Origin of the sequence: Commensalibacter communis, assembly GCF_947179015.1 — a bacterium.
Classification (GTDB): Bacteria; Pseudomonadota; Alphaproteobacteria; order Acetobacterales; family Acetobacteraceae; genus Commensalibacter; species Commensalibacter communis.
The window spans coordinates 235870-260093 of sequence record NZ_CAMXCM010000001.1 but is presented as its reverse complement, the minus strand read 5'-3'; the positions used below and the strand labels follow the sequence as shown (position 1 = coordinate 260093).

The 24224-nt window shown below is 39.0% G+C and carries 20 protein-coding genes; 10 read left to right on the top strand and 10 right to left on the bottom strand.

The features are described 5' to 3' along the window. The first annotated feature begins 76 nt into the window (after positions 1-76). The 5 genes from lptF to rsmA all read left to right on the top strand — a co-directional run bounded on the left by lptF (position 77) and on the right by rsmA (position 6966). Positions 77-1231, top strand: coding sequence for an LPS export ABC transporter permease LptF (lptF, locus tag PQG54_RS01255; RefSeq protein WP_271789281.1), 1155 nt, complete (start codon positions 77-79; stop codon positions 1229-1231). Positions 1232-1234: 3 nt separating this feature from the next. Further along, complete coding sequence (lptG, locus tag PQG54_RS01250) at positions 1235-2353, top strand: LPS export ABC transporter permease LptG (protein WP_271789282.1); 1119 nt, start codon at positions 1235-1237, stop codon at positions 2351-2353. Then, complete coding sequence (locus PQG54_RS01245; RefSeq protein WP_271789283.1) at positions 2353-4728, top strand: LPS-assembly protein LptD; 2376 nt, start codon at positions 2353-2355, stop codon at positions 4726-4728. Before lptG ends, PQG54_RS01245 begins: the two co-directional genes overlap by 1 nt. A 62-nt stretch (positions 4729-4790) precedes the next feature. After that, positions 4791-6176: a peptidylprolyl isomerase gene (locus PQG54_RS01240; protein WP_271789284.1), complete on the top strand. Its 1386-nt coding sequence runs from the start codon at positions 4791-4793 to the stop codon at positions 6174-6176. Next, positions 6127-6966 carry a 16S rRNA (adenine(1518)-N(6)/adenine(1519)-N(6))-dimethyltransferase RsmA gene (rsmA, locus tag PQG54_RS01235; RefSeq protein ID WP_271789285.1) on the top strand — a complete coding sequence of 280 codons (840 nt, stop codon included), beginning with the start codon at positions 6127-6129 and terminating at the stop codon, positions 6964-6966. The genes PQG54_RS01240 and rsmA overlap by 50 nt, the downstream gene beginning before the upstream one ends. On the opposite strand, the gene PQG54_RS01230 is transcribed toward rsmA, so the two are convergent. The 8 genes from PQG54_RS01230 to PQG54_RS01195 form a co-directional block, all read right to left on the bottom strand. After that, entirely contained in the window at positions 6953-8176 is a 1224-nt protein-coding gene (locus PQG54_RS01230) for an SAM-dependent methyltransferase (RefSeq protein ID WP_271789286.1), read from the bottom strand. The genes rsmA and PQG54_RS01230 overlap by 14 nt on opposite strands. Positions 8177-8378: 202 nt before the next feature. After that, a complete protein-coding gene (gene rplI / locus PQG54_RS01225; RefSeq protein ID WP_271789287.1) occupies positions 8379-8978 on the bottom strand; it encodes a 50S ribosomal protein L9 in 600 nt (199 codons plus the stop codon). Positions 8979-8991: 13 nt separating this feature from the next. Beyond that, positions 8992-9267 (bottom strand): 30S ribosomal protein S18, encoded by a 276-nt coding sequence (rpsR, locus tag PQG54_RS01220; RefSeq protein WP_271789288.1) that lies wholly within the window; start codon positions 9265-9267, stop codon positions 8992-8994. A 3-nt stretch (positions 9268-9270) separates the two neighbouring features. Beyond that, complete coding sequence (gene rpsF, locus PQG54_RS01215) at positions 9271-9753, bottom strand: 30S ribosomal protein S6 (protein WP_271789289.1); 483 nt, start codon at positions 9751-9753, stop codon at positions 9271-9273. A gap of 154 nt (positions 9754-9907) precedes the next feature. Next, on the bottom strand, positions 9908-10489 hold the full coding sequence (locus tag PQG54_RS01210; RefSeq protein WP_271789290.1) for a GNAT family N-acetyltransferase: 582 nt from the start codon (positions 10487-10489) through the stop codon (positions 9908-9910). Between the two features lie 68 nt (positions 10490-10557). Continuing rightward, positions 10558-12549: an RNA polymerase sigma factor RpoD gene (rpoD, locus tag PQG54_RS01205; protein ID WP_271789291.1), complete on the bottom strand. Its 1992-nt coding sequence runs from the start codon at positions 12547-12549 to the stop codon at positions 10558-10560. Between the two features lie 263 nt (positions 12550-12812). Continuing rightward, a complete protein-coding gene (dnaG, locus tag PQG54_RS01200) occupies positions 12813-14633 on the bottom strand; it encodes a DNA primase (RefSeq protein WP_271789292.1) in 1821 nt (606 codons plus the stop codon). Between the two features lie 16 nt (positions 14634-14649). Next, on the bottom strand, positions 14650-15105 hold the full coding sequence (locus PQG54_RS01195) for a GatB/YqeY domain-containing protein (protein ID WP_271789293.1): 456 nt from the start codon (positions 15103-15105) through the stop codon (positions 14650-14652). A gap of 155 nt (positions 15106-15260) precedes the next feature. On the opposite strand from PQG54_RS01195, the gene carA reads away from it, so the two are divergent. From carA to PQG54_RS01180, 3 genes are all read left to right on the top strand, one after another. Beyond that, entirely contained in the window at positions 15261-16634 is a 1374-nt protein-coding gene (gene carA / locus PQG54_RS01190; RefSeq protein WP_271789294.1) for a glutamine-hydrolyzing carbamoyl-phosphate synthase small subunit, read from the top strand. A gap of 9 nt (positions 16635-16643) precedes the next feature. Continuing rightward, positions 16644-19892 (top strand): carbamoyl-phosphate synthase large subunit, encoded by a 3249-nt coding sequence (gene carB / locus PQG54_RS01185; RefSeq protein WP_271789295.1) that lies wholly within the window; start codon positions 16644-16646, stop codon positions 19890-19892. A 204-nt stretch (positions 19893-20096) separates the two neighbouring features. Then, positions 20097-20603 (top strand): phenolic acid decarboxylase, encoded by a 507-nt coding sequence (locus tag PQG54_RS01180; protein ID WP_271789296.1) that lies wholly within the window; start codon positions 20097-20099, stop codon positions 20601-20603. 41 nt (positions 20604-20644) lie between these two features. Here PQG54_RS01180 and PQG54_RS01175 read toward each other — a convergent pair whose 3' ends face one another. Together PQG54_RS01175 and PQG54_RS01170 are read right to left on the bottom strand one after the other, a co-directional pair. Then, the gene (locus PQG54_RS01175; RefSeq protein ID WP_271807698.1) at positions 20645-21181 is read right to left on the bottom strand and encodes a chorismate--pyruvate lyase family protein; all 537 of its coding nucleotides are present in this window, start codon (positions 21179-21181) and stop codon (positions 20645-20647) included. A gap of 10 nt (positions 21182-21191) precedes the next feature. After that, positions 21192-22280: a DUF1176 domain-containing protein gene (locus PQG54_RS01170; protein ID WP_271789298.1), complete on the bottom strand. Its 1089-nt coding sequence runs from the start codon at positions 22278-22280 to the stop codon at positions 21192-21194. Positions 22281-22448: 168 nt separating this feature from the next. On the opposite strand from PQG54_RS01170, the gene greA reads away from it, so the two are divergent. Both greA and PQG54_RS01160 read left to right on the top strand, forming a co-directional pair. Then, positions 22449-22925: a transcription elongation factor GreA gene (greA, locus tag PQG54_RS01165; RefSeq protein WP_271789299.1), complete on the top strand. Its 477-nt coding sequence runs from the start codon at positions 22449-22451 to the stop codon at positions 22923-22925. A gap of 15 nt (positions 22926-22940) precedes the next feature. After that, positions 22941-24140 (top strand): threonine ammonia-lyase, encoded by a 1200-nt coding sequence (locus PQG54_RS01160; RefSeq protein ID WP_271789300.1) that lies wholly within the window; start codon positions 22941-22943, stop codon positions 24138-24140. Positions 24141-24224: the final 84 nt, after the last annotated feature.

Genomic DNA, 24224 nt, shown 5'->3' with positions numbered 1-24224 from the left:
TATAATTCTTATTGTCTTTTGAACCGTATTAATAGTAAAGAAGAAATATCTAGGGAACAAGGTGGGGTAATTTCAAATGCGTTTATTGGCTTCATTGCGTCTCCCCATGTTTGACCGCTATATCTTACATCAATTATTGATTGCTTTGGTGGCAACAACAGGAGGCTTAGCAGCACTTATCTGGCTCACACAATCTTTACGATTTGTATCTCTTGTTGTCGATAGAGGTCTGTCTCTGGGGGTATTCCTTCAACTAACTGGATTGTTAATTCCTTCTTTTGTTGCGGTTATTTTACCTATTACAACTTTTGTTGTTGTACAATTTATATACCATCGTTTAGCTGGTGACAGAGAAATCGTTGTCATGAGAGCAGCAGGAATGTCATCATTTGCTTTGGCTAAGCCTGGAATGATTTGTGCGCTCATTGCAACAGTTGCGTGTTATTTACTTAATCTATGGATTGTGCCTGCTGCCTATCATTCTTTTAGGCAAAACGAATTTAAAATCCGAAATAAAATGGCTGCCTTTATGTTACAAGAAGGTGTTTTTACGAATATTTCGAATAATTTAACCGTTTATATACGCTCTAAAGACCATAATGGTGTCTTGAAAGGTATTTTAGTAGAGGATGCTAGGCAACCAGATAATAAAGCTACTATCCTCGCTGAAAGTGGGAATATCGTTATTATCAATGATAAGCCTCAAGTCGTTTTATTAAATGGTTCCCGAGAAGTTATCGATAAAAGAACAGGTCGTTTAAATGTGCTGAATTTTAAACGAAATACAATTGATCTCTCTTCAAACAAAGAACAAGCTGCACGTCTTAAAGATGCAACGGAAATGTCTTTGTACGAACTACTTCATCCCAATGCACAAGAGGTATTTGATCGTGATTATGGCAAACTAGCGGTCGAAGCACATCGACGATTAACTTCGCCATTAACCATATTTTCATTCACTATGGTTGCATTGGTCAGCGTGTTAAGAGGAAGTTTTGCACGATATGGTAATATTCTTCGCCCACTCGGTGCTATTTTTACTATTGTTGGGTTAATGTCATTGATTTTAATTATTCAAAACATAGCAACAAGAAATATGATCTTCATTCCATTCATATGGGTTGTAGCAATTACACCAGGCATTGTTGCGTCTTTCATTCTTTTTATACCCGAATTAAAATCCAAGACTGACAAACCTATCCCCCTATCTTCTTTACAAAAAGGAAGGTAAAATATGTTTTCAGCACGCACGATTTCAATCTATATTGCAAAACAATTTTCTTTTGCCTCAATATCGATGATCCTTGCTTTAACAGCACTGGTATCTTTATTTGACTTTATTGATTTATTGCGTCGAGTTGCAACCAAACCTCACGTTTCAACAAGTGTAGCAACTTCTATTGCGCTTTATCATATTCCCAACTTCTGTATGCAAATTTTACCATTTGGCATTCTTTTAGGTGGGATTATTTGTTTTTGGAGGTTAACTCGCTCTTCCGAATTAATTGTAACACGCGCAGCAGGAATTTCTGCTTGGCAATTCTTAACTGCACCTGTGCTATGTGCTTTTGGTCTGGGATTATTTTCAATTATGATTATTTCCCCTATCTCCTCTAACTTATTTCGTAAAGCTGAAATCCTCGATCAAACTTATTTAAATACAAGTGGTGGAAAATTAACAAGCCTTTCAAGCGGCTCTTTATGGGTTCGTCAATCTGATCAAGGGCTAGATCATAAAGGTGTTGCAATTTTACATGCTCAGGAAGTGAAAGTGCAAGATAACATCCTTCATATGAAAGGAATCAGCATTTTCAGACTTGACGATAATGACCATTTACTGGTTCGTATTGAATCGCCTTCGGGATATTTGGAACATCAACATTATTGGGTCTTGAATGATGCACGGTCTATTAAACCAGACAAATTACCTGTCAATTTAGGAATGATTAAATTGTCAACAAATCTGTCACTATCAAACATAGAAGAAAGCTTTTCATCCCCTGACACGTTGTCCTTTTGGTCATTACCAGGGTTCATACATTTGTTAAACGAATCTGGCTTTTCGTCTATCAGTCATCGCTTGCGTTTTCAGTCATTATTGGCACAACCTTTATTAGCTAGTACAATGGCTTTGGTTGCTGCAGGATTTGCCACCCGTTCCACACGCAGAGGTGGCGTTGCGAAAATGATTGGCTCAGGAGTAGCTGCTGGTTTTGCCTTATTTACCATTTCAAAAGTCGCTGAACAATTTGGTGAGTCTGGTGCTTTGCCAGCCCTTATTGCTGCATGGGCCCCGACGGCTGCTGGACTTTGTTTGGCTATATCTCTTCTTATTCATTTGGAAGACGGCTGATGCGTAATTATTCTTCACCTTCACTCTTTAAAAAATTGACCAGAAAAATTGCTCGTAAAAATAAGCATAAAACCTTATTGTTAATTAGCATTTTCAGCGGATCAATAGGAACTATTGGTTTACTTGTGGATCAGAGTGTATTTGCACAGCAGCAAGTACAAATTGCTCAATCCAACATTGGCAAATCAAGCGGTACTCCTTTTTCAGAAAAAGAACCGATTACTTTCCAAGCTGATAACGTTTCTTACAATTCAAAGACTGGAGAGGTTACATGGGCTGGAGATGTTCATATATGGCAAAATGACCATATCTTGCGCGCTGATAAAGTGACTTATAATCGTACCACGAACATCGCTACCGCCAGTGGTAATGTATCTATGGTTGAACCTGATGGTGAAATTTTATTTACCCAACATGTGCAACTTGGTGATAATATGCGTGAAGGCGTGATGGATCAAGTTTATGCATTGCTTGCCGACAATGGTAAACTGGCTGCTAATGGTGCTCGACGCACGGGTGGTAAAGTGCATGATTTCAGCCGATCTGTTTATACAGCCTGTCCTATTTGTGAAAAAAATCCTAAAAAAGCACCCTTCTGGCAATTACGTTCTTATCAAGCTATTCGAGATATGGAAAATCAGCGCATTGATTTCTCTGATACATTCATCGATTTCTTTGGTGTGCCTGTTTTCTATATGCCTTTCTTCTCTATCGTTGACCCTTCTGTAAAACGCCAAAGTGGTTTCTTAATCCCAAGTATTAATTTTAATAGTAAATATATTGGTGCCTACACGACTATTCCATATTACTGGGCGATGAATAAGTGGTCAGATTTGACATTGAGCCCCTTATTTGCAACAAAAACTGGACCACAACTAAGTGCTATCTACAGAGCGCGCTTTAATCAAGGCATGTTGCGCGTTGAAGGTGGTGTCGCAGATGATACAGTAGATAAAGATTCATGGCAAAATGCATGGGGAAATACACTCCACAGTAATGGTCATGGCGCACAAGGATATTTATTCTTAAAAACAGAATGGTCATTAAATAAAAATTGGCGTTATGGTGCAAATATTAACGTTGCAACATCTGCTGACTATATGCGCGATTATCGTATCAACGGTTACGGTCAAGATACCTTAAGCTCAAATCTTTATTTAGAAGGGTTTGGAGAAGGTGCCTACTCAAAGGTTACCATGCAAGCTTATCAAGGATTAAATCGTGGCGTCATTAATGATTCCGATCTGCCTTTTGTGCTACCACGTTATACATATAGCTATTTCGGTCAACCTGATGCATTAGGTGGTCGCTTCTCATTTGATACAACCAACTTTATCCTTTATCGCCCAACAGGTGTAAATGACCAAAGAGGTCAGGCTTCTTTAAATTGGGATAGACCATTTGATACTAATATTGGACAAAAATGGTTGGTGACTTTACATGTAGATTCCAACATCTACAATGCATCACATCTCTACCAACAACCACTTTATTTAAATAAATACGGTAGCCATTTTACAGGACAAGCATTACCAACATTAGCGGTCAAAATGAATTGGCCTTTCCTTAGACAATTTAAACTAGGCAATACAACCGGCACACAGGTTATCGAGCCTATTGTACAACTTATTGCTGCCCCTCATTCCAAAGGCGGACGAAATTGGGCAATGCCAAATGAAGATAGCTTTGCATACGAATTTTCTGATACAACCCTTTTCGCACTCAATCGTTTTCAAGGAACAGATCGTTTAGATGGTGGTGCCAGAGCCAATGTCGGTATTCACGGAAATTGGGCATGGAACGGTAAGCAAGTTGATTTCTTAGTCGGTCAAAGTTACCAAGAACATGTAACCAAAAATTTACCCAGAAATGCCGGAGTCAATCGTCATATGTCAGATGTGGTCGCGCGTCTAAGATTTGCACCCACGCAATATTTTACGACAACAGCCCGAACTCGTGTAGACCCATATAGCGGGGATATTACATATGGTGAAGGAATATTTAACGCAGGCTTCAAACATTTCGGTATCAACGGGGGATATATTTATGAACCCGTTACCCCTTATTATTACTATTTTGGAAACCCCTTTACATCCACAGGTCCATCTAAGCTTTACGATCAAAAAACAAGTGAATTAACGTTAGGTGCTTCCACAGATTGGGAACATTGGCATGCATCTGCTTTTGGACGACGCAGTTTATCTAGAAAGCAAAATGTCGCAATCGGTGGTAATGCGGGCTATCGAAATGATTGCTTCAGTCTAGATGTAATTTATCTTAAACAATATACAATGATTAATGGTGAGCAAAATAGTGATACAGTATTATTTATGCTAACCTTTAAAACACTTGGCACTTTTGGAATTAATGGATAATGTACAAGACACATAGATTTTCACTCTTACTCTCTCCATATAAATTGAGTATTTTCCTAGCTATGGTTGGTACTTTTTTAAGCTCCGCGACTTCTTTTGCAACAACAGAGCACAAAAATCATATTCCCTCCTCCTCTCCCAGTGTTAACTCGAAAGCTATGGGTAAAGATTACTCCATTCCTGACGCTCAAGATAATGCAGAAAGCAAGATTATTGCGATCATTAATGGTAATCTGTTAACCCAAAGAGATGTAAATAACAGAGAACAATTATTCCAATTAACCGCAGGTGTCCGATTAACTCCTGATGTATTACAGCGGATGCGTCCACAATTAATTAAGCAATTAATTACTGAACGCCTTCATACTCAAGAGATGCTCAGAAGAAATGTGAATGTCCCCCCTGAGCAAATCGCCGAAGCCATTGCTGACATTGAAAAACGCAATGGTATGCCCCCTAATGCTCTAAGAAACCAACTTTCGTCCGATGGTGTATCTATGAGCACCTTGATTGACCAAATCCGGCTACAACTAGGATGGAGTAGAGTCCTTCAACAAGAACTTGGAAGCCAAAGTCGTATTACAGCCCAAGAAGTTGAACAAAGACAAAAAGCCTTAAAACAAGAGGTTGGACAACCAGAATATCTTCTGAATGAAATCTTCATTCCTGTTGAAAACGCACGTCATCCAGAACAAGAGTTACAATTTACCAAAACCATCATTCAACAACTTCGAAATGGTGCCCCTTTTCCAATCGTTGCTGCTCAATTCTCTCAAGCACAAAGTGCCTTACAAGGTGGAGCTCTAGGCTGGGTGCAGAAGGATAATTTAGATCCAGAAGTTGCTACTCTAGTCAGCAAAATGCCTATTGGGGCAATTTCTAACCCTATTCAAGTTGCTGGTGGATATATTATTGCAATGCTCAGTGGCAAACGTACGATCGGTAATGAAATGGGAACGTTAATGACTATTCGGCAAGTGTTCCTCCCATTCTCTTCTAAACTAAACCCGAAAAACCCTACCCCACAGCAAATCAGTGTATTAAATCAGGTCAACCAATTAAAAAATTCTTTACATACTTGCCAACAAGTTGAAGAAGCAAACCAAAAGGCGGGAAACACGCGCCCTTCTGATCCTGGCCCAATGCAGTTAGAGCGTATGAATCCAGAAATGGGTAATGTTTTGCAAGGATTACAACCTGGTCAAGTCAGCAAACCATTGGTTTCAATTGATGGTATTGCCCTAATTATGGTTTGTACAAAAGAAAAGAAGAATATCGCTGATATTTCAACCAGTGAAATTGCTAACCAACTGTTAAGCCAACGTGTTGAACAAGTGTCTCAACAATTAGATCGCGACTTACACCGCCAAGCCATTATTGAAATGCATACAAATACCAATGACTCTACAACAAAACCAGCTACCCAGCCTAAAAGAAAGCATCACTAGATATAATCTTCTTGCCAAAAAATCATTGGGGCAACATTTTCTGTTAGACCCCATGATAAATCAGCAAATTATTGCTTTGGCTGGAGATTTAACCAATAAAAATGTGATTGAAGTGGGGCCAGGCCCTGGCGGTCTAACCAGAGCTTTGTTGGACAGCGCTGCCAAAAAGATCATTGGCGTTGAAGTCGATCAGCGTGCTTTGCAATTACTTCATGAGTTACAAAGTTTTTACCCTGATCGCTTTCAAGTCGTGCAACATGATGCGTTAAAACTTGATCTAACAACGCTTTGTGACGCACCGCGTCAAATCATCGCCAACCTACCCTATAATATAGGCACTTCATTATTACTGGGGTGGTTAAAGCAAGGATTAGAATGGAAACGCATGACGTTAATGTTCCAACAAGAAGTCGCTGAGCGTATATGCGCTGCTCCTAATACTGAATATTATGGACGTTTATCTGTTATTGCACAATGGGTTGCTGAATGTGTGATCGTAAAGCGTATTCCACCTGGTGCGTTTTCCCCACCACCAAAGGTTTATTCTGCTGTCATTAATATCATTCCCAAAGCAGAGCAACCTACACCAGCCCTCTTTAAAGCGATGGAACAGGTTACTGCCGCTGCTTTTGGACAAAGACGCAAAATGTTAAAAGGTGCATTAAAAAATATCGGCGGGGAACAATTACTTGCTTCAGCAAATATTGACGGTACAAGAAGAGCAGAAACATTGACGATTTCAGAGTTTGATCAACTTGCTCACTTGCACCATAATATTAATGCTCGATAGATAACTCCTGTTCCGTTTGAAACATATAATCTCTTGTTATCGGTAAGCTGTCGATTGTCGGGCTAATCTGTAGTTGGAAATTCATGTGGTTATGATAATAAAATGATAATTCACAAGAAGACAAATAAAAGTCAAACATTCGATAAAAACGTTCATCATACATTTCTATAATCGCTTGTTTTTGTGCTTCTACTCGTGCACGCCATAATTTTAATGTCTTGGCATAATGCAATCTAAGTATCTCACAATCAGTAACCCACAGACCACTTTTTTCAATAGCTGCAAAAGCTTCACTTAATGATGGAGAATACCCTCCTGGGAAAATATATTTATTAATCCAAGCATTTGTAGAGCCTGGACCATCGGAGCGTCCAATCGAGTGGAGAAGCATAACACCATCAGGTTTGAGAATTCTTTTAATATCTTGAAAAAATTGATCGTAAAAATTCACACCCACATGTTCGAACATGCCTACTGAAACAATACGGTCATATTGTTTATTTACCAATCGATAATCTCTTAACTCAAAACGAACCTTATCCTCTAACCCCTCCTCTTTAGCACGTTTTTTAGCAACTTGCAGTTGCTCCTGTGATAAAGTAATTCCAGTTACGTTGGCATCAAACTCTTTTGCAAGGAACAACGCCATTCCACCCCAACCACATCCAATGTCCAAAATATTGAGCCCTGGACGATCTAGGTTCAATTTAGATGCAATATGGCGTTTCTTAGCCAACTGAGCCTCTTCCAAGGTTTCATTACCTGTCAGAAAATAAGCACAAGAATATTGACGATCTTCATCTAAAAATAAACTATACAAAGCACCGCTTAGATCATAATGGTGTGCTACATTTTTACGTGACGTTTTCAAACCATTGAGCTGAGACCAAAAACGCTTTCCAAACCTTAAAACAGAAACAATTTTTTCTCCAAAATGTCCAGCTGCAAGATCATTTTGTAAGATCACATTCAAAACATCATAAATTGAGCAATTGATTGGTTTGATAGTTTCATTCATATAGCCTTCACCAAAAGCAAGGCTGGGATTAACTAACAAGTGAGCATAGGTATCTGCTGTTAAAATCTCCATTGCAGCAGCATCTTTAGCATTCATATCCCCATATATTCTTCTTCTTTTATCTGGAAATATAACTTCTAAACGACCATTCTTAATGAGTTTTTTTAAAACTGCGTCTAATAATCCAGACATATCTAGCTCCCAAATTTATAAAGCTTTTCTTAATTTACAAAATAAACGATTACTCTTGAAATAAGTATCTTATTTTTTAACTGAAAATTCAAATAAGTTATGATGCTTTAATAAAAATTTAATCTAATCAAAGATAAAACTATAAAAAAAGCGAGGGTTAATCCCCTCGCTTTTTATAACCATATCAAAAAATAATGTTATATTATTCTGCTTTATCAGCAGCTTCATCTACAACAGGTGCATTTTCTAACATTTCTGAATTGGCTTGCTCAACAGTATCAGCATCCACATGTGTATGTGCAGCTTCAACTTGTGTAACATCGCCTTTTTCTTGACGTTCAGCTTCTTCAACAGAACGAGCAACATTAACTTTTGCATCCAAGTGAACTTCTGGATGAAGTTGAACTTTAACTTGGTACAAACCTAATGATTTAATTGGATGTGCGATTTCGACTTGCTGACGAGAGAAGGATACACCATCTTTTGCAGCAGCTTCAGAAATATCACGTGCAGTTACAGAACCATAAAGGTTTCCACTTTCGCCAGCTTGACGAATAATAACCACTGACAAGCCATGTAAACGTTCCAAGAGACGTTCAGCCTCTTCACGACGTTTGACATTATGTGCTTCTAATTGACTACGTTCTCTTTCGAAACGGTCACGATTAGCAGCCGTCGCACGGATTGCTTTACCTTGAGGAAGCAAGTAGTTACGAGCAAAACCAGGTTTTACCTTAACGACATCACCCATTTGACCCAGTTTTTCTACTCTTTGAAGTAGAATAACTTCAGTTGCAGCCATAATCTCTTCTCCCTCAGTCTTGAACGTAAGGCAATAATGCTAAAAAGCGAGCACGTTTGATTGCCTGTGCCAATTCACGTTGTTTCTTTGCAGAAACTGCAGTGATACGACTTGGAACGATCTTGCCTCTTTCTGAAAGGAAACGAGACAATAAACGAATATCCTTATAATCGATCTTTGGTGCATTTGCAGATGAAAAAGGACATGTTTTACGTCTGCGATGGAAGGGACGACGTGCCCCCACAGCAATACGACGTGCAGCTGGATTTACTTGAGCTGTTTCTGACATGAATTAGACCTCCTCTTCATCATCAGCATGATCAACAGCAAAACTGTTGTTATCAGAGCTTAGATCATCTTCTTCAACGGCTTTGCGACCGCTTTCATAACGCCCAGATGATTTAGAAGAACGATTATTTGAAGAACGATCTGAACGATCTCTGCTATCATCCCCTTTACGAGAAAGAATCGCAGATGGTGCTTCATCAATCGCATCAATACGCAATGTCATGAAACGAAGAACATCTTCGTTCAAGTTCAATTGACGTTCAATTTCTTTGATAGTTGTTGATTTTGCATCAACACCTAATAGCATATAATGGCCTTTACGATTTTTCTTAACACGGTATGCTAAGTTACGTAATCCCCAATATTCACGTTTTTGTACAGAGCCTTCTTCACTTTCGATCAAAGAAGCAACTCCATTAGCGATATCTTCAACTTGTTGTTGAGTGACATCATTACGTGCAATAAACACGCACTCGTATAATGGCATATTATCTCCCTTCGGCTGACTTCAACCCAATAAAATCAGTATAGAACCTGATTATTCTTCCATCTTTTGGGTATAGCCAAGGCATAGCCGTAAAACCTTGGCAGGGAAGAACTCTTTTAAAACCATAAACTCTCATAAAAAGCAAGGGATTATCTTATTTTTTTCGATATTTTTTAGGAATAGGTAAATTTAAAACATCTGGAATATTCCAAAGCTCGGTTTCTACTTTGAATGGCTCAAAACCAGCTTTTTTATAAATTTCCAATGCTCTTGGATTATCAAGGTTACACGTATTGATGCGTAGGCAACTTGGTTTCTTTTCCCACGCTTTTCGAATTGCTTGATGAAAAAAAGCAGTTCCTATCCCTTGACCGACTAAATGAGGCATCAAACCAAAATACGCAACATTGATACTGGTAAAAAGTGTACAATCTAGTTCAAAAAAACCAGAAATTATATTTTCTGAATCTTTTAAAATATAAACTTCAATCAACGGATCAGAAAATAATTGCTCTAAATATTGATCTGAAAGTACCCTGCGCATCCACCAACAGCAGCTTTTGCCAACATTCCCATACAGATAACGATATAGTGGTACAGGAACAAAAGACAATTTTTCCAAAGAATATCCAGCAGGCAAATCCAACAGTTCGTAAGTTGGAAAATGATCCATTCGCAAGAAAGTGATAGAAACCGTTACAGGTGTAGAAGGATGAATATTATTTAGTGCTGACATTTCAATTAACAAAAAAAGGAAGAAGGCGATAAGCCCTCTTCCCTTATGAATTAGAATTTAAAATTAAATTAATTATCATCTAAGAATGAACGCAGCTTACGACTACGACTTGGGTGTTTAAGTTTCCGTAATGCTTTAGCTTCAATCTGACGAATACGTTCACGTGTTACGTTAAATTGTTGACCAACTTCTTCCAACGTATGATCTGTATTCATCCCAATACCAAAACGCATTCTCAAAACGCGTTCTTCTCTAGGTGTCAAAGAGGCTAAAACACGTGTTGTTGCCTCACGAAGATTGGTCTGAATTGCAGCATCCAAAGGAATAACCGCACTTTTATCTTCAATGAAATCACCCAAATGGCTGTCTTCTTCGTCACCAACTGGAATTTCCAAAGAAATAGGTTCTTTCGCAATTTTCAGAACTTTTCTGACCTTTTCTAAGGGCATTCCCAATTTTTCAGCAAGCTCTTCTGGGGTTGGCTCTCTACCAATCTCATGCAGCATTTGACGAGAAGTACGAACCAATTTATTAATTGTTTCAATCATATGCACTGGGATGCGAATGGTTCTGGCTTGATCCGCAATAGAACGGGTAATAGCTTGACGAATCCACCATGTCGCATAAGTCGAGAATTTATAACCACGACGATACTCGAATTTATCAACCGCTTTCATTAAGCCAATATTACCCTCTTGGATCAAATCCAAGAATTGTAATCCGCAATTCGTATATTTCTTAGCAATCGAAATAACCAACCGCAAATTGGCTTCGATCATCTCTTTTTTTGCTCTGGACGAATCACGTTCACCATAAGAAACCGTTGAAAAAACACGGCGAAATTCACCAATTGGCAATCCTACTCTTTGAGAAAGTTCAGCGATTTCATCACGACATTTATTAATATCTTCTTCGTATCGCTCAACAAATAACTTCCAATATTTTCCTGGCAACGCACGGACTGCATCTATCCAATCTGGATTTAATTCATAACCATGATATTTAGATAAGAAATCGTCACGAGAAATTTTACATTTCTCGGCCATTCTCAACAAACCACCTTCTAAAGTCGCTAATTTTTTTGAAACTTCTTTCAACTGTTCAACCAGAAATTCAATTTTATTACTTTGTAAATGAACTTGTTGAACTTCAATAATCAATTTATTTCTTAGATCTTCATATTCCGTTTCAAAGGCCGGGGTTAATTTTTCACCAGCTTGAATAAAATCTAGACGTTGAGCTTGAAGTTGATAAAGTTTGGTGTAAATTGTTTCGATTTCAGCAAAATGGCTTAAAACTTCATCTTTATATTTTTCTTCTAATGCTGATAGAGAAAGGTTATTTTCTTCATTAGAATCTTCTCCGTTCTCATCTGTGTCTTCATCACTATCATCATTTTCATCAGTGTCTTCGTCACCATCGTCAGATGCACTTAGAGCACTGCTCATATCTGGCAAACCTGCTTGATCGTATTCTGTTTGTGTCGCCTCTAAATCTACAATATCCCTAAGTAGAATATCACCGGCTTTTAATTGCTCATGCCAGCCAATAATAGCTTTGAATGTCAAGGGGCTTTCACAAAGCCCTCCAATCATTTGATTGCGACCCGCTTCGATACGTTTGGCAATGGCGATTTCGCCTTCACGTGACAAGAGCTCAACTGCACCCATTTCACGCAAATACATACGTACGGGATCATCCGTTCTTCCTGCAGTTGATTCGGTTGCTGCAACGACGACTTCTTCATCATCATTCTCCCCAACCTCATCTTCGGAAGCATTATTTTCATTATCATCTTCACTAGCTTCTTCTTCGCTTTCTTCAGACTCAATAATCTGAATACTCATCTCTGAAAAAGCAGCCATCACATCTTCGATTTGTTCAGAAGACATTTTATCTTGTGGAAGGATTGCATTCAGCTCATCAAGAGTTACATATCCTCTTTCCTTCCCTTTGCTAATTAATTTTTTAACATCTGCAGATCTGACATCTAACAAACTGGTGTCATTATCCCGATCATTTGCATTTCCTTCACTTTTACCTGCTGCTTTTACAACCATTTTCCGCCTCAAAGAATAAATAGTTTACTACCAAATAGCACTATTTCTAAATATTAACAAATCACCAATCAATAAATAACACAAACCTATGCAGACTCTCTTAAAATTGGCTCTCTTATAGACCCTTATCACTTTCTTGAATTACGCAGGGTTAGCGGAACAACTTCATAGCCAAAAATAATTTGTTATTACAAATGGTGTTTTATTAAAATAAATCAAGAGTTATATCAAAATTATTCTTACACATTATCTTAAACACGTTTTTAAACATCAATCTCACCACGTTTAACAGCATCCAAAGCATTAAGTCTAGCAATTAATGTTCGTTGGTGTTCCTCATCTGGACAATTAATCCAGTCCTGTTGCGCTTGTGTAACTTGATTTTCCAATTCGTGAATATTTAACCACCCATAATAATGCCACCATTGCTTTTCAAACAATCCAAAATCATTGATTTTATCGTAATTATTATGATTTATCAAGGTTAGATTGGAATGGCTGAGGATTTTTTTGGTTACCTCAATCATATTTCTCTCTTGTAAATATGAATTTATATTATCGCAATCAAGGGGGAAATCTAATAAAATTTCCCTTAACTTCGATAGCTCCTCTGGCAAATCCAAGCGACAAAGTGCGTCTTCAACACTCGAAATAATCCTTGGACAATATATTAACAAAGCAATTAAAATACACATCCGTTGATATTCAACCTGATCTTTTTGAAATACAGGACGCATTAAATGTTCATTAAATTTATCGTTTTGCTTTTTTCCGTAAGGAGATTGATAATTTGATTGTTTATTTTTAGAATAGAATTGCTCATAAAACCGATCCAATAATACTTTCCGATATTCCTTAGCAAGGTTTTTATCTTTGATCTGTTCAGCAATAGACGTTAATCGCTTTCTTAACGCAGCTCTCTGTTCTGGTGAACGATTCGTCATGGCATCAACAGACAAATTATACAATATTTCACTAGGGCTTAGTTTGTGACGTATAATTTCAAGAAAGGCGTTCACCCCTTTATTTTGAATGAAACTATCCGGATCCTCACCCTCTGGAAGGGTAATAAAATTCAAAGTCTGCTCTGGGGTCAAAATCGGCAATGCTTCTTCAGCAGCATGCAACATTGCCCTGCGCCCTGCACTGTCACCATCAAAGGACAAAACAGGTTGTGAACTGACCCGCCATAATAAAGCCAATTGGTCTTGAGTTAATGCTGTTCCTAAAGGGGCAACCGCGCCATGGAACCCTGCTTGATACAAAGCAATCACATCCATATAACCTTCAACAACCAAGATAGTATTAAATAGTGGATCTATGTCTTTACGTGAAAAAACAGATGATAAATGATTTAATCCAAATAAAATTCGACGTTTCGAAAATAACGGCGTTTCTGGGCTATTTAGGTATTTTGGCTGTCCCTCACCAATAATACGTCCACCAAAAGCAATCACACGACCACGCCGGTCACATATGGGATACATCACGCGATTAAAAAATAGCTCTCCCCCCCATTGCCCGTCCGCCTGTTTTCTTAATAAACCTGCTTCGCCTATCATCTCCAAACTATATTCTTTGGATCTTAGATATTGGATCAGACCCCCTCGACCATCACCCGACCAACAAAGACCAAAATGACGTATTGTCTGTGGCGTTATTCCACGATCCAATAAATAATCTCGCGCAATTTTGGCTTTATTGGTTTGAAATTCAGATAAGTAATATTCATGCGCTGCTGCCATCAGCTCGTATAAATTATGCTGTTGCTCCTGACGTTGTTTTTGTTGAGGAGTTTGTTCTGGAACTTCTATTCCTGCCAAAGCAGCAAGCTCTGTGACCGCTTCATTAAAGGTTCGACCTTCATTTTGCATCACAAAGGAAATAACATCCCCATGAACGCCACATCCATAACAATGAAAATGATCATCATAGATATAGAATGAAGGCGTTTTTTCCCCATGAAAAGGACAACACGCCTTCCAATGGCGACCTGATCGGGCAACTTTTACTTTTCTTGAAATTATACTATGTAAAGGAATACGTTGCCGTAATTCCTCAAGAAAACGCTGATCAAACGCCACACATCACCTTAATATATTAAGAAAATTTAGCTTTAATTAATGGACCGACTTTAGAGAAATCTAACACAGCGCCATAATGTTCTTTTAAATAAGCCATGACTTTTCCCATTTCTTTCACAGAAGAAGCTCCTGTTTTTTCAATGGCTTCATCCACAACTTTTGCAATGGCAGCATCATCTAACTGAGCAGGCAAAAATGTTTCAATGACTTGAATTTCGCTTTCCTCTTTTTCTGCCAATTCAGGACGGTCGGCTTGCTTATACATTTCCACAGATTCGCGACGAGATTTAATCATGCCTTTTAACATCGCAATGATTTCGTCTTCTCCAACCGCTTCAATTCCTTTTGGACGTGCATTAATATCCAAATCTTTTAATTTTGCACCAATCATTCTTAAGGTTGATACTTTTTCGGCTTCTTTGGCTTTCATCGCCACTTTAAGATCTTCTTTGAAACGCTCGCGTAAATCCACAATAACTCTCCATATAATAAACTAAAATACTGTATAGCATGACTTAATTCAGGAATAAATTTCCCAAAAGAAAAATTTTATAAATACTCTGGGAATTTTTTTCCCAATGCTTTATATATAGTATACGACATTCGTCCAGCAAAGGACATAAGGACATGATGGATATTGATACAATTATTTCTCGCCTTGGGGGGATTGAAAACGCCGCCCGCATTACAAAAGTCAGCACAGAGGCTATCCGCAAATGGAAACAAGCCCGTGCCATTCCATCCAAACATTGGACAACAATTATTCAAGAAACGGGTTTAACATTGTCTGATTTACAACCAAATGAACTTTCCGATTCTACCCCTCATACCTGTCCAACAGGTGCCAATGCCGTTCTCTTGCTAGAGGACGGTACTTTTTTATGGGGGATCGGATTTGGGGCATTTTCCTCCAAAGATAATCTTTCTATTGGTGAAATTTGCTTTTCCACCAGCATGACTGGATATCAAGAAACATTGACAGATCCGTCTTTTGCTGGGCAACTCATTACCTTCACCTTTCCTCACATTGGAAATGTTGGCACAAATATTGATGATAACGAAGCCAATAAAATCGTTGCCAAAGGGTTAATTGTTAAACAACCCATTACAGAACCAGCCAGTTGGCGCTCAACCAGTCCTTTACAAGAATGGTTAAAACAACATCACGTTTCTGGGATTTGTGGCATTGATACGCGTACTTTAACCTTACGTATTCGTGACCAAGGGCCACAAAATGCATTATTATATTTCCCAGAAGATGGCATCTTTGATATTCCATTCTTGCAAGAACAAGTAAAAGCATGGCCTGGATTACAAGGCATGGACTTAGCCAAAGAAGTCACTTGTGCGACATCACACCAGTGGAAAAATGGCGTTTGGCATTGGGGTGATGAGACATCACCAAAACCAAGCAAAACATATAACGTGGTTGCGATTGATTATGGAGCCAAACATAATATTTTCCGTAATCTTGTCGAAGTCGGCTGTAACCTTACCGTTGTGCCTGCCACTGCTTCTGCCGAAGAAATCCTGAGCCATAATCCTGATGGTGTTTTCTTATCCAACGGCCCTGCTGATCCTGCAGCAACTACACATTATACCGTGCCTGTCTTAAAAACATTGCTTGAAAAACGCATTCCTATTTTTGGGATTTGTCTGGGACATCAGCTTTTGGCTCACGCTTTGGGTGGCAAAACCTATAAACTGGATCAAGGGCATCGTGGTGCTAATCAACCTGTCAAAGATTTAAAAACAGGTCGCGTTGAGATTACCAGCCAAAATCACGGCTTTGCCGTTGATCCTGAAAGCCTGCCATCTGATGCGCATCCAACTCATATTAATTTATTTGATGGATCAAATGAAGGCATTGCTTCGGATAAATATCCTGCATTTTCTGTGCAATATCATCCAGAAGCCAGCCCTGGCCCAACCGATAGCCATTATTTATTCCAACGCTTTGCGGAATTAATGGACCAACACTCTCCTAACAAAAAACAATAAGGTGTTCCTATGCCTAAACGGACAGACATATCCTCTATTATGATTATTGGTGCTGGACCGATTGTGATCGGTCAGGCATGTGAATTCGATTATTCTGGTGCTCAGGCTTGTAAAGCGTTGAGAGAAGAAGGCTATCGCGTGATTTTGGTGAATTCTAACCCCGCCACGATCATGACTGATCCTGATATGGCCGATGCGACTTATATCGAGCCTATTACGCCAGAAACCGTCGAAAAAATTATTCTCAAAGAAAAACCAGATGCGATCCTGCCAACCATGGGTGGGCAAACTGCTTTGAATACAGCAATGGCGTTGGATAAATCTGGGTTCTTGGCAAAACATAATGTTGAGCTAATTGGTGCCAAAGCAGACGTGATTGATCGTGCTGAAGATCGTTTAAAATTCCGCGAAACCATGGAAAAAATTGGGATTGAAAGTCCTCGCAGCACCATTGCACATACTATTGAAGAAGCCAGAGAAGCATTAAAGTTCACAGGTCTTCCCGCTGTTATTCGCCCCTCTTTTACGCTTGGCGGTTCTGGCGGCGGTATTGCCTATAATAAAGACGAGTTCGAACAAATTGTAACCTCTGGTCTGGATGCATCCCCAACAACAGAAGTGCTGATCGAAGAAAGTATCTTAGGTTGGAAAGAATTCGAGATGGAAGTTGTTCGCGATACCGCGGATAATTGTATTATTATTTGCTCCATCGAAAATATTGATCCGATGGGGATCCATACAGGTGATTCAATCACCGTCGCGCCTGCGTTAACGTTGACAGATAAAGAATATCAACGCATGCGTGACGCATCGATTGCATGTTTACGTGCGATTGGTGTGGATACTGGTGGATCAAATGTTCAGTTCGGGTTAAATCCCGTTGATGGCCGTATGGTTGTGATCGAAATGAATCCTCGCGTGTCACGCTCATCAGCACTTGCTTCCAAAGCAACAGGGTTCCCAATTGCTAAGATTGCTGCCAAGTTGGCGATTGGTTATACGCTGGACGAACTTAAAAACGATATTACCAAAACAACCCCAGCCTCTTTTGAACCTACAATCGATTATGTCGTTGTTAAGATACCGCGTTTTACATTCGAAAAATTCCCTGGAACACCAGCATTATTGAGCACCAGCATGAAATCTGTTGGTGAAGCCATGGCGATTGGTCGATCTTTCCCAGAAGCCTTACAAAAAGGGCTACGTTCAATGGAAATTGGCCTTTCTGGGCTTGATTCTGTTGAGATTCCTGGCGATGGAGATATCGATTCATTCCGCGGCGCGCTTTCTCAGCCCCGCCCTAATCGTATTTTAATGGCAGCACAAGCTATTCGTGCAGGCATCTCTTTGGAAAGCATTCACGAAGCATGTCGTTTAGATCCTTGGTTCTTACGTGAGCTTGCAAAAATTATCTACGTTGAAAAAGAAATCCAAGCCAATGGATTACCCAATGATACTTATAAACTCAGAGCGATCAAAGCGCTTGGGTTCTCTGATAAACAACTAGCACAATTTACAAATAAAACAGAAGCAGATATTGCACAACACCGTGCCAATCTTAAAGTCATGCCAGTATATAAACGGATTGATACTTGTGCTGGCGAGTTCGCTTCTTCGACTTCTTATATGTATTCCACCTATGAAGGTAGCTTCAATACACCTGTTTGTGAAAGCAACCCAACAGATCGTGAAAAAATCATTATCTTGGGTGGTGGCCCCAACCGTATTGGGCAAGGGATTGAATTCGATTATTGCTGTGTTCATGCCTCTTATGCACTCAGAGAAGCTGGCTATGAAACCATCATGGTCAACTGTAATCCTGAAACCGTTTCAACAGATTATGACACTTCCGATCGGTTATATTTCGAACCTTTAACGAATGAAGATGTAATCTCTTTAATCCGTCGTGAACAAGAAAATGGCACTGTCAAAGGCTGTATTGTTCAATATGGTGGTCAAACCCCGTTAAAACTTTCAAAAGCCCTTGAAGAAGCCAATATTCCATTACTTGGCACGCCTGCAGATGCGATTGATTTAGCTGAAGATCGTGAACGTTTCCAAGTTTTACTGAAAAAATTAGGATTACGTCAACCGTTAAACGGCATTGCTCGCAATGGTGACGAAGCAGAAGCAATCGCTGAAGAAATTGGCTATCCTGTCGTTGTGCGTCCCTCTTATGTTCTTGGTGGACGTGCGATGGAAATTGTTTATGATAAAAATAGCTTACATCGTTATTTACGTGATGTTCTGCAATCAGCCGGTATCGATGTCAGCTCTGGTCCATTATTAATCGATCAGTACCTGAGTGATGCTATTGAAACGGATGTCGATTGTTTGGCGGATGGCGAAGATGTATATGTTGCTGGTGTTATGGAACATATCGAACAAGCAGGCATCCATTCTGGCGACAGCGCTTGCTCGATCCCGCCATATACTTTGGCGCCTTCCGTCGTAACTGAGCTGAAAGCACAAACATCAACCCTCGCTAAAGCATTAGGCATTGTTGGGCTGATGAATGTTCAGTATGCTATTAAGAATAATGAAATTTTCATCTTAGAAGTTAATCCTCGTGCATCCAGAACCGTTCCTTTTGTGGCGAAAGCGACGGGTGTTCCTGTTGCTAAAATTGGGGCTCGAGTAATGGCGGGTGAGAAATTGAAATCATTCAATTTGACTGAACGTTCATCTTCGGGTCATGTGGCTGTTAAAGAAGCTGTTTTCCCATTTGCACGTTTCCCCAATGTTGACATCATCCTAGGTCCAGAAATGCGTTCAACGGGTGAAGTTATGGGTATTGATACATCTTTCGAACGCGCTTTTGCAAAATCTCAGCTTGGCGCAGGGGTTACCTTGCCTTTATCTGGCAATGTATTCCTATCTGTTCGTCATAACGATCGTGTATCTTTACCCTCAATAGGACGTAAGCTAACAGAAATGGGCTTTACAATTCTTGCAACTCGAGGAACCGCGGAAACCTTAAAGCAAGCTGGCATCGAAGCAAAGATCGTGAATAAAGTGCTTGAAGGTCGTCCCCACTGCATTGACGCCATCCTTTCAGGCGAGGTTCAACTGATTATCAACACTGTTCAAGGAGCACAAGCCACTGCGGATAGTTTTGATATTCGTCATTCTGCGTTAACCCATGCCATACCATATTATACAACAATGGCTGGAGCAATTGCTGCCGTTCATGCGATTTCTGCATTGCGCGCTGGACAATTGGACGTAGCGCCTTTACAATCTTATTTTAAACATTAAGATAAATATAAGAACAACAACTATCCCTTTCGTGAAAGTTGTTGTTCTTTTAAATTTCGTAAGAGATTGCTATCAATTTATCTCAAAAATGCGCTTAGCTAAGATATTTCACTAACCAAACTATTGTAATTTGAATATAATTACACAATCTAATAGCTAATTCTATTATATGTTTTTGATCTGGTAATACTAAAGGAAATCTCCATGCCTCATTTTGATAGAAAAGATCTTTCACATTTTCTTGGTAGACAATTAATTTTTACCTATGATAATGGTTGGAATTACGAACTTTATATCAAAAACGAAAACATCGTCGATTATCGCATTCATAATGGTCTTATCGGGCAACGATGGGTTAAAAGTCAATCTGTACATATTGCCAGAATTGCTGCAGAAATATGTAAAATTTCTTGGACGGAACCCACAGGAACCAATGTCAGCATAATCATTAATCTAAAGGATAATTTTTACCAAGGAACCATATTTTTTCCTCGCTGGATTTTAAATCATCCCGAAAGAACTAGAGGCTTTCAAAATGATAATTTGCCTTTGATGGAATTTTATCGTGAAGCTGGACCAACCTATCCAATCGAAATTATTGATGAGTTTGCTAATATTACTTTTATTAAAGATCGTGGGATCGATAATGAAGATGTTATTAATTGTGCTGCAAATGAGTTACCAGCAGATTTCCCGAATAATTTAGTGTAATAACTAATTTCTAATCTATAAAATGATGATGCAATCATCCATTATTTTATAGATTGTATAACTCTCCAAATATCGGATAAAAATATTTCTTGTACCAAGACAATGTGCGTATCACTATTAAATTTTGAGCGTCTAGCCCATAAATCATTATCGGAATGCTCAAATGATAAAAGGTTAGCTGGGTATTTTGTTACTTCTATAACAGAGCGATCAAATTGATCTTTTTCAAATAAAATCGAACCGAGTGGGTTCGTGCCTATATTAATTAATATGCTTGTATCATTTTGATCTATATTATTGCAAAGAATGATACTTCGCGCATAGACCCAAGGAATTTCTTTTCCCTTCAAAAGCACTTCTCTTACGCTCTGTTGTGATGAAGAAGATATATTTAAATAATCACATTCATCTTGCCGCAACTTTTGTGTTTTTTCGGATAATATTTCAAGAGAAAATTGGTTGTCGCTAAGTTCAACCAAACGTTTAGTCAATGATCCTTGATTAAACAACCAATCAATTTCTATATTCGAAAGCTGCGTTGATAGTTCAGAATAAGTAGACCATTTTAACGATGTCATTTTATAAAACTCACTGAACTTTGGCAATATAACTTGGCAAATCCCATGCCCCACCAAGAGTGATCATCCGACACATTCCAGAGTTACCGTCATAGGTTTTAACAAAATTCTCTCCATCCCATACCCAAGACATACGAGATATACAATCACTAAGCCCTCTGCCCTTCATAAAAGAGTCAATTGTGTTGTTCTTTTTAAAGTCACCTTCCAACGTAACATCTGCCATCGTTGTGATCAATTGAGGTTTATAAGGTTGTTGTTGTTGAATAATCCAATACCCATATCCCTCATTATAAGCCGCCCGCCAACATAGACCACTAACCAATAGACGTTTATGAGATAATACCACAACAACATGGGGCTCAAACTTTCCTAAATTTGTATCTTTTTCAGTTAATAACTCACAACGATCATCATCTTCGAATGTCTTGTCTCTAAGAAGCTCTTTTTTCAATATATTCCAATCAATTTTGCTTTGCCATAATTTTGGTTCTTCTTTTGGAATAGGTTGTTGGTGAATAACAGGCTGAGCCAGTGCGGGTAAAACACTATCCTCTGACTTAGCGCCTTTTTTGATCAACGCAGATGGCGTTCCAACACGTCCTTGAATATCATCCATTTTTAATAAGGTCGCCGCAGCTCCGTTCCCTGACAGAACCCACTCTTTGCCCTCACCAATAAATGTGATTGTTGATGTACCTTTTAACGCTTTGGTTAAAGCATCTGTCTGGGTTTTATTTAATGAATGGGCTCTATCTTCTGTACTAATGACCTTACCAATTACACCATAAGAATGATTATTGATATTCAAGGTAATTATATGAGGCTCGTTAATAGTACTACCATCATCAGAAATGTCTGAAAATTTTACTTTGACTGATACATCTTGCCCTACACCCGCCTTTCTGGTTAACAGGATACTCACACGATTTGAAGCCTCTTCAGCAGAATATCCCGCGGCACGACATGTACGAGTGTTATCGCAAACGATTTGCCAATCTTTATACTCAAAACTAGGATACGCAACTTTATCAGCATATGTTACTGAACTCAGCCCTATTCCTAAACCAACAAGCCCCACAACTATCGGATACTGCATCTTTTGTAATCCTATTCTATAATCTATATTTTACAGATATATTTCATATTTATTGAACAATAAATAATATTTTGATAATCATTACTTCGTTTCCGTAGAAAGTTATTTATTATTATATTGATTTTCGGTATAGTATCTTCTTGTTCGTTTTTTAAAGGATAGTAAATCTTGCAAAAATTTCCAATGACGGCACAAGGGCTTCAACGTCTGGAAGAAGAGCTTCGTCGCCTTAAAGATAAAGAACGCCCTGAAATTATTCGTGCGATCGCTGAAGCACGCAGCCATGGTGATTTATCTGAAAACGCAGAATATGACGCTGCTCGTGATCGTCAATCTTTTACTGAAGGACGTATTTTAGAACTTGAGCAAATTATTTCTTCTGCACAAGTCATCGACCCCTCTACACTTTCAGGAAGCACTATCAAATTTGGTGCTAAAGTAGTGTTGGTCGACGAAGAAACCGACAAAGAAATGACATATCAAATTGTCGGTGTTCATGAAGCAGATATCAAACAGGGGTTGCTTTCTATTTCGTCACCATTGGCAAAAGCCTTAATTGGAAAAGAAAAAGGATCAACAGTTTCCGTTCCTGCACCAGGTGGAGACCGCTCTTATGAAATCCTTGATATTACTTATGGTGCCTAGGTCTGGTTAAAAATAATGCTTTCTATCGATGATATCTATGCTGCCGCAGAACGGATCAAAGGTCGCGTCACCCGTACTCCAACCATTGCTTGTCAATCTTTGTCAAAGCGCGTGGGTGCTAATCTTACATTAAAACTTGAAAACTTACAGTCTGTCGGTTCTTTTAAAGAACGTGGTGCTGCTAATCGTTTGGCAATGCTGACTGAAGAAGAAAAGAAACGTGGTGTAATCACCGTTTCTGCTGGTAATCATGCTCAGGGGGTTGCTCGTCATTCACAAGTAATGGGTATTGATGCCATTATCGTTATGCCGAAATTTACCCCCGTTGCAAAAGTCAATCGAACCGCTGCATGGGGCGCAAGAATTATCCTAGAAGGCGAAGATTTTGCCCAAGCCTCTTTATTCGCTGATGAATTAGCTGCCAAAGAAGGGCGTATTTTTGTTCATCCTTATGACGATCCAGCTGTTATGGCTGGGCAAGGCACAGCGGCATTGGAAATTTTTGAAGATGCCGGTGAACTTGATTATTTACTTGTTCCCGTAGGTGGCGGTGGATTAATTTCAGGGTTTGCAATTGCTGCTGCTGCGTTACGTCCATATACCAAAGTAATTGGCGTGCAAAGTGAGCAGTTCTTTTCTTATTCCATGGCACAAAACAAAGATTTACCTGTTTTAGGCGGAGCCACTATCGCCGAAGGAACAGCTGTTCGGAAATTAGGACAATATCCGTTCGAAGTCATTAAAAAGCATGTGCATGATATTATCTCCGTTCCTGAACAGGCGATTGAAGATGCCATTACATTAACTGCCGAACACGCTAAACAAGTCACTGAAGGATCTGGAGCCAATGCTTTAGCTGCGATTTTAACTTATCCAGAGCGTTTCAAAAATAAGAATATTGCTTTCCCTATCAGTGGTGCTAATATTGATACACGTATCTTAGCCAACACATTGCTACGTACCCTATTACGTGAAGGACGTTTGCTAAGATTACGGTTCTTTATTCCTGATCGTCCTGGTGTATTGGCTGATATTTCTCATATTATCGGCACAGAAATGAACGGTAATATTATCGAAGTTTCTCATCAACGTTTATTTACGACGTCCAGCGTGCAATCAGCCGTACTAGAAATTATGATTGAAGCACGCAGTGCAGAACATTCTCAAGAAATTGTCGAATGTTTGCAAGCTAAATACAAAGTCGAACGAGTTTAACCATCCATTTGGATCAACAAAAAAATAGTTTATTAAGCTACTTTGTTGATCCGATTAATTTTTAATTTTACGAAAATATTTTAA